At 56.9% G+C, this 11609-nt stretch carries 14 protein-coding genes; 8 read left to right on the top strand and 6 right to left on the bottom strand.

What is annotated here, in order from left to right:
* Positions 1 to 28 precede the first annotated feature (28 nt).
* Positions 29 to 373: a GIY-YIG nuclease family protein gene (locus tag G5179_RS09250; RefSeq protein ID WP_216952097.1), complete on the top strand. Its 345-nt coding sequence runs from the start codon at positions 29 to 31 to the stop codon at positions 371 to 373.
* A gap of 79 nt (positions 374 to 452) precedes the next feature.
* Here the strand turns inward: G5179_RS09250 and pspG are convergent, their stop codons facing one another.
* From pspG to G5179_RS09270, 4 genes are all read right to left on the bottom strand, one after another.
* On the bottom strand, positions 453 to 671 hold the full coding sequence (pspG, locus tag G5179_RS09255) for an envelope stress response protein PspG (protein ID WP_216952098.1): 219 nt from the start codon (positions 669 to 671) through the stop codon (positions 453 to 455).
* A gap of 45 nt (positions 672 to 716) precedes the next feature.
* On the bottom strand, positions 717 to 923 hold the full coding sequence (locus G5179_RS09260) for a PspC domain-containing protein (RefSeq protein WP_124241612.1): 207 nt from the start codon (positions 921 to 923) through the stop codon (positions 717 to 719).
* A gap of 2 nt (positions 924 to 925) precedes the next feature.
* Positions 926 to 1588 (bottom strand): phage shock protein PspA, encoded by a 663-nt coding sequence (gene pspA / locus G5179_RS09265; protein WP_216979527.1) that lies wholly within the window; start codon positions 1586 to 1588, stop codon positions 926 to 928.
* Between the two features lie 210 nt (positions 1589 to 1798).
* The gene (locus G5179_RS09270; RefSeq protein WP_267512510.1) at positions 1799 to 2527 is read right to left on the bottom strand and encodes a 1-acylglycerol-3-phosphate O-acyltransferase; all 729 of its coding nucleotides are present in this window, start codon (positions 2525 to 2527) and stop codon (positions 1799 to 1801) included.
* Between the two features lie 185 nt (positions 2528 to 2712).
* Here G5179_RS09270 and G5179_RS09275 point away from each other — a divergent pair, with 185 nt between their 5' ends.
* Positions 2713 to 3090, top strand: a complete 378-nt coding sequence (locus G5179_RS09275) for a hypothetical protein (RefSeq protein WP_421258241.1) — start codon at positions 2713 to 2715, stop codon at positions 3088 to 3090.
* A 218-nt stretch (positions 3091 to 3308) separates the two neighbouring features.
* Positions 3309 to 4052 carry a DsbA family protein gene (locus G5179_RS09280; RefSeq protein ID WP_421258242.1) on the top strand — a complete coding sequence of 248 codons (744 nt, stop codon included), beginning with the start codon at positions 3309 to 3311 and terminating at the stop codon, positions 4050 to 4052.
* Positions 4053 to 4187: 135 nt separating this feature from the next.
* Here G5179_RS09280 and G5179_RS09285 read toward each other — a convergent pair whose 3' ends face one another.
* Complete coding sequence (locus tag G5179_RS09285; protein ID WP_421258243.1) at positions 4188 to 4616, bottom strand: EF-hand domain-containing protein; 429 nt, start codon at positions 4614 to 4616, stop codon at positions 4188 to 4190.
* Positions 4617 to 4902: 286 nt separating this feature from the next.
* Between G5179_RS09285 and G5179_RS09290 the strand changes: the two genes are divergently transcribed.
* From G5179_RS09290 to G5179_RS09310, 5 genes are all read left to right on the top strand, one after another.
* Positions 4903 to 5187, top strand: a complete 285-nt coding sequence (locus G5179_RS09290) for a DnaJ domain-containing protein (RefSeq protein WP_005343121.1) — start codon at positions 4903 to 4905, stop codon at positions 5185 to 5187.
* Between the two features lie 23 nt (positions 5188 to 5210).
* A complete protein-coding gene (gene atcA / locus G5179_RS09295) occupies positions 5211 to 5753 on the top strand; it encodes a cold adaptation protein AtcA (RefSeq protein WP_042032639.1) in 543 nt (180 codons plus the stop codon).
* Positions 5754 to 5765: 12 nt separating this feature from the next.
* A complete protein-coding gene (gene atcB, locus G5179_RS09300; protein WP_005343119.1) occupies positions 5766 to 6533 on the top strand; it encodes a cold adaptation protein AtcB in 768 nt (255 codons plus the stop codon).
* A gap of 11 nt (positions 6534 to 6544) precedes the next feature.
* On the top strand, positions 6545 to 7447 hold the full coding sequence (gene atcC, locus G5179_RS09305) for a cold adaptation protein AtcC (protein WP_421258244.1): 903 nt from the start codon (positions 6545 to 6547) through the stop codon (positions 7445 to 7447).
* Positions 7448 to 7987: 540 nt separating this feature from the next.
* Positions 7988 to 9475, top strand: coding sequence for a peptide MFS transporter (locus tag G5179_RS09310; RefSeq protein WP_421258245.1), 1488 nt, complete (start codon positions 7988 to 7990; stop codon positions 9473 to 9475).
* Between the two features lie 855 nt (positions 9476 to 10330).
* On the opposite strand, the gene G5179_RS09315 is transcribed toward G5179_RS09310, so the two are convergent.
* Positions 10331 to 11584 (bottom strand): hypothetical protein, encoded by a 1254-nt coding sequence (locus tag G5179_RS09315; protein ID WP_421258246.1) that lies wholly within the window; start codon positions 11582 to 11584, stop codon positions 10331 to 10333.
* Between the last annotated feature and the right edge of the window lie 25 nt (positions 11585 to 11609).

Raw genomic sequence — 11609 nt, forward strand, 5'->3', positions numbered from 1 at the left:
CTTTTGAGTTTGGCACAGAGAAGTACAAATGATAAAACCTCCTGACGGGATATCCCCGCACGCCTCTCCCCCCTCTTCTCGCTGGTTTATCTATATGGTGCGCACCGCCACCGGCCTGCTCTATACCGGGGTCAGCACGGATCCTCAACGTCGTCTGCGTCAGCACCAGAGCGGCAAGGGGGCTCGCGCCCTGCGCGGCAAGGGCCCCTTGACGCTGGCTTGGCAGCAGGAGGTCGGCGAGAAGGGGGCAGCCCTGCGCCTCGAATATCGCCTCAAGCAGCAGCCAAAATCCTTCAAGGAGCAGCTGATCCACAGCCCGGCACTCTGGCAGAGCTGGAGCCCGCAGTGGTTACCCGAAACGACCCGACCTTAAGGGTTACAGCTAAAAAAAGGCCACTCGATGAGTGGCCGAAAAGGGGAAATCAGGGAGCATTTCATAACTTGTTGCACAACTACAGATAGGTATTGTTGCGCTGACGACGGTGGCTGATGAGCCAACAGACTGCCAGCGCGACCAGCAGCCAGGGGGCCAACTTGACGATCAGGGCAAGCATGCCGCTCAGCAGCCCCAGTAGTACAAACACGCCGCTGACCAGCAGCATGGCCACCAGGGTAAAGCCGGTCAGCGCCATGACCAGCAACACTCCCAGCAAGATGAAAAATTCCAGCATAACTTGCTCCTTACGGGCTCTCTGTGCCGCGGGGCTGCCTTGCGGTCAATCCAGCCAGCGTTTCAATTCATAACGGGGCGGCATCACCAGCACCGCCAGCAGATAGGCAGCCAGTGCCAGCGGTGGCACCAGGATCAGGGCGAGCAGGGCTACCACTCGCACCGTCACTCTGGAGATCCCCAGCCGTTGGGCAATGCCGGCGCAAACGCCAGTCAGCTTGCGATGGACAAGATCCTTGGGCCAGGGAGTCATGGTTATACCTCCACCTTCTGCCCCTTGAGACGGGCCAGCTCGCGCTCTATCTCGTCATTGAGCTCCAGCTCGCGGAACTGGGCCTCCAGCGAGGGATTCTGCCCCAAAATGGCCGCCTCCAGCTGGGCTTCCAGCTGATCGACCCGGCCTTGAAAACCGTCAAAACGCGCCATCAGCTCATGCATGCGCTGGTTGTCCACCTGGGCGCGGGCACGAATGCGGCTGTGGGCTGTCTGCTCGCGCAGGGTCAGCAGTTTCTGCTTCTCCCGCGCCTCGGTCAGCTTGGCTGCCAGTCGCTCGCTGTCGGCGGTAAGCTGGGCCAGCACCTCGGCCACCCGGGCCTTGTCCTGTTCCAGCTGTTCACATTTCCTGGCCTCCGCCAGCTTCTCGGTGAGGGCGGCACGGGCCAGATCCTCACGGCCTTTCTGGATGGCGAGCTCGGCCTTGGCCGACCACTCCAGGATCTGCGCCTGCAACCCCTGCTGGTGACGCTCCAGCTGTTTCTGTTCAGCAATCACGCGGGCGGCCTGGGTACGCATCTCGACCTGCACCTGCTCCATCTCTTCGATCATCAGGCGCAGCATCTTCTCCGGCTCTTCACTCTTGTCGAGCAGGCTGTGCAGGTTGGCATTTATCACGTCGGTCAGGCGGCTGAATACGCTCATGGTCTGGCTCCTTGTTGATGGGATTGCTATCTCTTCCCATTGCATTACAAGAGCCGTGCCAAGAAAGATTATTGTTGTTTTACATATAGATGGGAATTTACCGAGGAAATTCAAGAAGGGCTTATTGGTGAGAATAGCCAACCAGGTGGTGATTTTTACCAACAAAAAAGGGAGCCTGTGGCTCCCTTGTCGATTCATCGGCGATATCCGTCAGGCGGTGTGACTGTGGCCCAGCTTGCTGTCCAGTTCGGCCAGCTTGGCCTCCATCCGGGCGCGGCAGGTGTCGGAGAGATCGCGAATGCCGCTGGCACCATGCTCCTTGCTGCAGACCGGGGCCATCACTTCCACCAGCACTTCGCCGTTGTCCCAGCGATTGAGGTCGACCTGACCGAAGTAGCTGGAGCAGACGATGGGCACCACGGGCACTTCAGCCTGTACCGCAGTGTGGAAAGCGCCCGCCTTGAACGGCAGCAGGCCACGCCCCTGGGAGCGGGTCCCTTCCGGGAACATCCAGATGGAGGTGCCGCGGTTCTTGATGCGATCCACCACCTGACCTATGGTGCCGATGGCACGGGAGCGGTTGGAGCGGTCGATCAGCACGTTGCCGGAGAGCCAGAAGATAAGGCCGAACAGCGGCAGCCAGAGCAGGCTCTTTTTGCCCACTGCCACCACGCCAGGCTGCACCGCACCGGTCACGGTGAAGATGTCGAAATTGCTCTGGTGGTTGCAGACGTAGACCGCCGGGCCGACCGATTTGACCTCGTCGGCCACCGTCACCTTGACTCGCAGCCCGATCAGCGGGCAGACCGCGTGATACATGCGAGCGAAGACATAGACGTTGTTGGGATGGCGCGGACGAACCAGACAGAGCAGCAGGCCGAACAGGAACCAGAAAATGAGCAGCAGACCAAGCAGCAGCACACGGGCAATTTTGAGCATCGAACACCTCGAGTTTTAACTCGGCGCAGTATACTGATCCCCCTTTTAGCGAACAAGCGTTCGCCAAACAGAACCGACCACCCTCCCCGTCGCGCCACCCACAGTACTACTCATCAATACGCCGCCGACTTGCCCCACCCGCCATTGGTCGTTAGGATGGCCCCATCTTGATGGACGGGGCGAACATGATTTTGCAACAACGGGTAGCGAAACATCTCCTGCTGCTGGTCTGCCTGCTGGTGCTCAATTGTGCGGCCCAGCCGCTGGCCCGGCTTGCCCTGCTCGATCACGCCCTCAGCTGTCAGGCACTGCCCGTTCCAGGCTCGGCAACGGATCAAGAGGATGCCAAACCGGCCAGCCCGCAACCCACCAGCTGCCAGCTCAACGGCAAGTGGCTAAGCGCCGCCACCCTGCTCTGCGTCGAACAGCTCTTCTTTGCCGTGGCCGTGCTGATCGCCCTGCTGGCCCCCCTTTGGCGCTACACACCGCCACTGCCCCCACCCATAGTCATCTCGCCACCCGAACGGCGTCTGCACCTCACCCTCTGCATCTGGCGGGAATGATTCCGGCTCTTTGCCATTGGTCATGACTCATGTTTGCGAGACCATCGCCGCCTTCTTGCACCAACGGGGCACGACTGCGGCGTACTGAAAACAGATTTACGGCATGGCGTTGTTGCAGGGGAATACCTTGCTGCCCCGACGCAACCACGACGACTGCCGACTAGCTTGCACAAGGCTGGCCACTTCAGGCTGGCACTACCCGATTTTAAGGAGTATCCATGAAACCGACTCTGAGCGCCCTGCCCCTGCTGGCCTCTCTCTGCGCAACCCTGCTGTCTCCGACCCTGCACGCGGCCCCCTTCACCCCTGAACAGGAAGCACGCATCAAGGAGCTGATCCGCGAGACTCTCATCGCCAACCCCAAGATCCTCGACGAGGCGGCCGAGTCCTGGGAGAAGCAGAATGCCGCAGCCCAGGAGGCCCAGCTTGGCAACTTCATCAAGGGCAACAAGGATGTGCTGTTCAACAGCGCTACCAGCCCGCGCCTGGGTGCCAAAAACCCCAAGCTGACGCTGGTGCTGTTTACCGACTACAACTGCCCCTACTGCAAGCAGTTCGATCCCCAGCTGACCAGGCTGCTCAAGGCCTATCCGAATGATCTGGGGCTGGTGATCAAGTTGCTGCCGTTCAAGGGGCAGAGCTCCGCCAAGGCAGCCCAGTACAGCCTGACCCTGTGGCAACAGGATCCCGCCCGCTTCTTCGCCCTGCACGACAAGCTGATGAGCAAGCAGGGGATGCTGACCGAGGCGGACATCAACAAGGCGCTGGCGGCCACCGGCAATGTGGCACTCAAACCGGAGGGTAAAGCCACCGAGGAGCTGCGCAACAGCCTGCGCATTGGCACCCTGCTGGGTGTACAGGGCACACCGGCGACCCTGATCGGCAACCAGCTGGTGTCGGGCGCCATCCCCTATGAGGAGCTGGAGCAGCTGGTGAAGGCCGAGCTGGCCAGGCAGAGCTAAGGTCGGGGTCGCCCGCAGGGCAGGAAGCGCTCGCACTGCGGCAATGGTGAGCCCTCAGGTCACCCCGTCTCCATGCAAAGAGCCCGGTATCACTACCGGGCTCTTTTTTCAGGAAGGAAAGGTGACAAACCAGCTCTATTGGGCGGGCGCCATCATCCCCTGCCCGAGCCGCCCTCTGGCACTGGTACGCTCGACTTCGTCAAGCACACCATCTCCATTCTTGTCCATTTGGGTAAAGAGAGCCTCATGATGCGCCATGAACTGTTCCCTGGTCGTGTCCTGCATCGGCCTCATGTTGCCCATGTTCTCCATCTTGCCAGGCATGGCCTTGCCTGACTGCTGCATTGCCTCGTGCATCTTGGCCATGGCTGCCTCTCTCTCTGCAATCGAGAGGGTACCATCCTTGTCACTGTCCTGCCGGGTGAAACGCTGCTCGGCTCTTTCCATAAACTGTGCCTTGGTAATGTCCCCCTTGATGAACATCAAGGGCTCATCGATGCTCTCATCGGCAGCGATGGCGAAACCGCTAAGCAGCACCATAGGCAGAAGATAAAATTTGAGCATGGCTGTCCATTCCTTAGTAAGGGTCTCGGTACGGCCGAGGCCAACTGACGATCGCCAAGATAATCCCCGGCGCCTCCTGTAGTGTAGTCCCTGGGCTATTCCCGACAGGGAGACAGATCCCAAGGTGCCCCGTCACGCTTTTCTGCCAGTGACCTTGCGTCCTATTCATGGCGATGGCGGGAGGTTTCCGTTAAAATGACGGGTTTTTGCCGTGCCTGGTTTGCCAATCCCCACCATCAGGCACTCGCAGCGTGAATCCTATGATGCCAGTGATGCAGGATCTGCCATGAACAACTACTTTCGGGTGCTGGGCGTCAAGTCCAACGCCAGCGAAAACGACATCAAGAAAGCCTATCGTCGGCTGTCGAACCAGTACCACCCCGACAAGCTGCACGGGGCCAGTGAAGAAGAGAAAGAGCAGGCAGCCATCAAGCTGCACCAGGTAAAGCAGGCCTATGAAGTGCTGTCCGATCCGAAACAGCGGGCAGCCTTTATCAAGGATTTCAACAACGTCATCGTGACCGACCCCGCCTCCGCCATGCAGGAGATGTGGGATCAGTTCTACCCCTGAAACAGCAGGCAGAAAGAGCAACTATGCAAAAGAGATGGGACCAGGCGCGGCTCAAGTCGCTGCAAAGCGATGCCAGCGAAAACATCGAATCCTACCGGGATCAGGACGACCCCAAGGGGCTGGAACAGTTCACCGACCAGATGAAGAGCCTGCTGCTGGCCGATATGAGCATGCTGGAGTTTATGCCCGAGTATCTGCCGCTGGCCCTCTATGGCCGGGTGCAGTTCCCGGCCAAGGCCAAGTCGCAGTGGAACAAGTGGCTCGCCAGCGGCGAGCAGCCAAGCTGGGACGAGTTCAAGGTGAGCGTCGGCTTCAACAACGCCGCCCTGCCGCTGGTCAAGGCGGTGCGGGCCCAGAGCGAAGATCAGCTGATGGAAGCCTGCGCCGTGCTGTTCCTGCTCGATAACCCGCTGCCGCGCGGCAGCCACCGCGGCGATGACGACTATGAGCTGCGCGACGAAGAAGATGAAGACGGGGAAGATGCCGACGCCGACTACCACGGCGGCAGTGACCGCTATGGTGATGACGACGGCGATCAGGATATGTACGACGAAGTCCGTTTCTAATTGGGGCAAGGCATGAGCAACAGTCTGATAGAAATTACCGCCATCGAGATCAAAGAGCTGGCCGTTATCGAGCCGAAGCAGGCCAGCGAGAAGTTCGAGCTGATCGCCAAGACCATGTCTGACGACCAGCTGGCAGAAGTGATTGAAAACATTGATATCGTTACCCTGACCCAGATCAACGGCCAGCACGACATCTCCTTCCCCTCCATCATCTCCGAGCTGATGACCCCGGAGCGGATCCGCGACATCGTCTGCCAGCAGCCGCTCTATTGGGAAGAGGCGATCAAGAACAACGCCGATGAGCTGCAACAGCACACCTTCGACTTCCTCAACTACCTGATCCGCACCCAGGATAGCGAAGCCAAGCAGCGCGAGATCCTCGAGTGCGTGGCCGAAGATCCGGCCGGTCTCTTCTACCTCGCCATCCCCTTTATCGAGTTCTATCGCGGCGATCGCTATGAAGAGGACGAAGGGTATCGCGACGTGCTGCACGCCGAAGAGGAAGATCTCGAAGAGTCCCTGCGCTACAGCGAGCGCCAGCAGAGCGAGGATGTCCACGACTACGCGCTGGATGACCCGAGAAGCCTGTTGATGCTCATTCGCGAGCTGGCCCCCGAGGTGGAGAAAGCCATCAAGGCGCTGCTGCGCAACGAGCACTCCAGCTGGGACGGCATCATCAACAAGTTTGCCGCCGAACTGGTGATGCAGGCCAAAGAGAAGAACAAGGTCGAGGAAGACGAGTACGGCGACGTCGACGACATGTTCAGCTTTCTGGATTAAGGAGCCCATTCATGCAGTTAGTCATTCGCGATGCCAACCAGGGCCCCTTTCTGACCCAGGTGCTGCGCTTTGGCCGCGACAATGAACGTTTGACCGAGCAACAGCTCGCCGCCATCAAGGGCAAGGCGGTGCTGATGAGCCTCAAATTCGCCGACAAGTACTACAACAAGTACAAAATGCACCTGCTGGAGCAGGCGGCCCACGACGTCATCGGCGTGGTGAGCCTCGGCCTGCAGGAGCTCTCGGCGCGGGATCCGGCCAAGGCGCTGGCGCTGCTGCAGGCGCCGGAAGGCCCCATCAAGCCGTTCCAGAAGGGCTGGTCGATGCTTATCACCGTCAGCCCCAAGCAGGCTGGCAACAGCCTCTACGGTGACGTGGATGCCCGCCTGCTGGACAAGATCTCGAGCCCGCCCGATGTGGAGGAGTGGCAAGGGTGGCAGGAGTACGAGAAGGCGCTGACCGAGCACAACAAGAGCCGCCTGATGGAACTCATCGACCAGCACTTCTTCGCCTGCGAGAGCGACCACCCCACCATGGAGGACAAGCTGGCCGAAGCACTGCTCTACCGCATCCTCTGTGGCAAGGGCAGTGGCGCCGCCCCGCTCAAGGTGAAGCAGGATCTCAAGCGCAAACTGGCGCGGGAGATTGAGCTCGACGAGAGCTGGTACGACACCGACTATCTCGCCGCTCAGCTCGCCCTGATGCTGAGCGCGCTACCCGCCGACATGGCCGCCGCCCTGCGCCAGGAGCTGAGCCCGGGCTTTGTGCCCAACCTGCTCCACACCCTCGGCTTTGTGCGCCAGTACCAGCTGCTGCAAAAAGAGAACGCCTCACCGGAAAAGCTCGACAACGTCGAGATGCGCGCCGGTCTCAAGCACCCGCTGCTCGGCTGGCCGCTCTACCATAACTTCTAGGGGCGTTTTCGCCGTCTGATGTGTTGATGCTCCATCTCTGATAACTCAACGCCCGGCCCGCCGGGTGTTGTTCTATCCTCCCCTCACCCTCTCCCAAGCAGATAGGTAACACGCGCAAGTCACCCTGGGGCTGCCCTTCTCCTCCCGATATTTATTCACTCAATGCCCAAGGATGAATAAACAACCTGCAATACAACAACTTGGCACCAGCTGCGTTTCGGGACAACAAAGCGGGATGCAGATCCCGCTAAAGCGCCAGAATCAGCACCAAATAGCCGACTGGATCACATCAATCGTGCCGCAACCGCGTGGTAAGCCGAGCTAAAACCACGACTCAATCACGCATAAAAAGGCGGAATAGATCAATAAAAAGCAATTAATCGCGCCGGATTAAATTTCAGGTATGGCTATTTGCACCGCTTGGCCGCTAAATGACAGACCGGCCTTCAGACCAGCATGGAAGCGCACAAGGCTAGCCGGCAGCAGACCGGCACGCTCTCAGGACGAGTAATGACTTTCTTCTCTCACAGGAGACAGACCGTGAGCGCTTCGAATCAACACCCCACCATTCCCCCCGGCTCCGGGGCGCTGTTCTTTATCCAGACCTTCTCGACCCTGGGGTTTGCCGTGCTCTACTCCACCCTGGTGCTCTACGCCACCAAGCGGCTCGGCTTTAGCGAATCCCAAGCCAATGCCATGATGGGGGTCTTCGGGGCCTTCAACTATGGCCTGCACCTGTTTGGCGGTTATCTCGGCGGGCGCTACCTCAGCAACCGCAACCTGTTCGTGATGGGGATGGTGCTGCAGGTGATCGGCTGCTACTTCATCGCCGAGATGGGGATCACCGGCCTCTACTGGGGACTCGCCATGTTCCTCACCGGCAGCGGCCTCAACGTCACCTGCCTCAACATGATGCTGACCCAGCGCTTCGCCCCGGATGATCACCGCCGCGAGAGCGCCTTCCTGTGGAACTACGCCGGGATGAATCTGGGCTTCTTTATCGGCTTCACGGTGGCGGGCTACTTCCAGCTCACCGAGGATTACCGCACCCTGTTCCTGTTTGCGACGCTGGGCAACATCATCGCCATCATCGCCACCTTCGCCTGCTGGCCGATTCTGGCGGATATCAGCACCCCGCTGCGCCATGTCAAAGGGAGCGGCTTCTACCGCCGCATGCTGGCCGGTATCGCCATTCTGGCCATGCTGGTGCCGGCGCTGCGCCTGCTGCTGACCCACGCCAGCTTCAGCGGCAGCTTCGTGCTGATCCTGGGAGCCGTGGTGCTGGTGCTGCTCTGCGTGATGACCGCCCGCCACCCGGACGCCGCCGAGCGCAGCCGCATGGTGGCCTACCTGATCCTCGCCCTCGGCTCCCTCATCTTCTGGTCGCTCTACCAGCTGGCGCCCATGGGGCTGATGCTCTTCTCCGAGCACAACATCAACCTCAATGTGTTCGGGCTGCGGGTCGCCCCCCAGTGGATCCAGAACATCAACACCCTCGTCATCGTCATCGGTGGCCCCCTGATGGCGCTGCTGTTCAAGCGGCTGCGCGAACAGGGCTGGAATATCGACATCCCCTCCCAGTTTGCCGCCTCCCTTTTCTGCATGGGGCTCGGCATGCTGGTGCTGCCGATCGGCATCCATCTGGCGGGTGCCAACGGACTGGTCGCTTTCAAGTGGATCGCCATCAGCTATGTGCTGCAGAGTTTTGGCGAGCTGCTCATCTCCCCCATCGGTTACGCCATGATTGGCAAGCTGGCCCCCGCCAGCCTGCAAGGCTTGATGATGGGCTGCTGGATGATGGTGACCGGCGTTGCCTCGGTGCTGGCGGGCTATGTCTCCGGCGCCATGCCGCAAAATATCGGCAGCACCCCGGCCGCCACCAATCCGGGTTACAGCTCGGTATTCAATATGCTCGGCTGGGGTTCGCTGGCAGGCGGCGTGGTGTTGCTACTGCTGGTGCCCCGCCTGCGCCAGTTGATCGCCTCCAAGCTCACCCCGCCACCGGCGGCGACAGCCATTCCTGTCTAATCGGGTTCGGGCCAGCCATTTCAGTGGCCCCTGCCAGCGCGAACGGTTGAATCAGCAACGCGGCTGATAATACAAGGGGCCCCGCCATCATGGATGGCGGGGCCCTCTCTTTTGGCGGGATGGATAGCTCTTTTTCAGGTTGGCAACCTTGCGCTTGCTATGGTGTTTACCCCTATCGTCGGCTCCCCTCACCCTAACCCTCTCCCAAAGGGAGAGGGGATCAGCACCTGCCACTCTGTAGCCGAAGCTGTCACGCTTAGCTATCACGCCATACCACGGTCACTATCAATGGCTGCGATCTCTACTTCCTTCTCCCACTCTTTGCCATAGATAAAGGGAGAAAGGTCGGTGAGGAGGGAGAGCAAACCACCGACAAGCAGCAGAGCGTTAAATCAAGCAGGAACGCGTAGGGTCGATTAGCGAAGCGTAATCGTCCGCACCGCAATCCCGGTAGCGATGGACATAGAGAAGAGATCAGCTGGAACACCGGCAGAATTACGGCAACCTGTTTTCGCGAACGTCTGATTACGCTTCGCTAATCAGACCTACGGCCCTAGCTGCCTTCTTCTAAGCCACGCATCACCAGCCGCTTATGTCACCGCCATCCGATTTTGCTACGAGCGGCGCTCCCTTCTCCCCTTGCGGGAGAAGGGTCGGGGATGAGGGGGAATAAACCATCACAACAGCAGCCACCGACCAGCCACAGAACGTTAAATCAAGCAGGAGCGAGTAGGGTCGATTAGCGAAGCGTAATCGTCCGTACCGCAATCCCGGTGGCGATGGATGATGGATATAGAGAAGAGATCAGCTGGAACACCAGCAGAATTGCGGCAACCTGTTTTCGCGATCGTCTGATTACGCTTCGCTAATCAGACCTACTGCCTCACTCAGCTCATCATATTTAAGAATACACTTTTGAGATAACCATTTTATAACTTTCAAGGCAGATGATATATTTTCTGATTGTGATGAGTAAGGCTCAAATATTGCTTCTATTTTCCCCCTCCTACGTTTTTTAGAATGGATTACTGCACATCTAATTGCGTACAACCAATCACTAATATTCTCTAGAGCACTAGAGTCATTATTAATAACTACTCCTTTTATCTTTACTCCAGATGATGTCTCAATATCTTTTGCTATATTACATGCCAAATCTAGGGAGCTGCTGGTTATAAATTCAAATAACTCGCCATGAGTAGCAATCAAAGACAAAACCATTCTTAAACTTATTTTCTCTGATGTGTTATGATTTTTAAGAATGATGGATGCCTCCTCAAAACAATGTTCCAATACATTATAATACCCCATAAAGCTCAATAAACAATTCCTCTCCCTTAAACCTGAAAAGTAATATGACAACAAGGTTGGTGAGTATCTCTGATTACAGTTAATATTCTGAATGGATAATTCCAGAACTGACTTGTCCAAATTTGACTCAACCCTAAACACTGATTTATCTTTTATATTGTAGAAATTTATACAATCCAAATTAAGTGCCTGAGTATAATCTAATAATGTACCATCACACTCAACTAACCTTAGCTTTCCGAAATAACCATCCCTCTCCCAATTCGGAATTATTTTCACAATAATCTTTCTTTCATATATGGCTTTGATTTTTAATGCGCTTTCTGATAAAGCATCATCAATGAACTCTTTAGGAAAACAATAATCGCTAAATGCCCACTCATTCCCATCAATATCTGTTATTTCCAATATTGAGTCATCATTGTATGGATCAAGAGTAAGGGCCCTGGTATTACGTTTATCATGATACTGATAAAAGTCACTATAATCGGGGTGCCAGAAAGCAGGGTCTGTTATTTTTGCGCAAACTTTAGAGGTTTCATCCGAAAGACTATATTCAAACAGATAATTATCAATCAAATATTCCATTTCAATATCAGTGATTTTCTTCGGATGCTCAACGCTTAGCTTTGCAATTGATCCAATATCTTCTAAAAAGTATAAAGGCTGCGTAGTTACCAACGGTTCCCCATATACATAAGGATGTAATATTAGATCAAATTCCAAACCAGAGAAATATATTATCCTACACAACCCTTTACTTTCATGTAATTGGCAAGAATAAACAGTAGCTGCCATTTTAAGCCCCTTAGTTAAGGTTGAC

The sequence above is a fragment of the Aeromonas sp. 600886 genome (genome assembly GCF_049174935.1).
GTDB lineage: Bacteria > Pseudomonadota > Gammaproteobacteria > Enterobacterales > Aeromonadaceae > Aeromonas > Aeromonas veronii_A.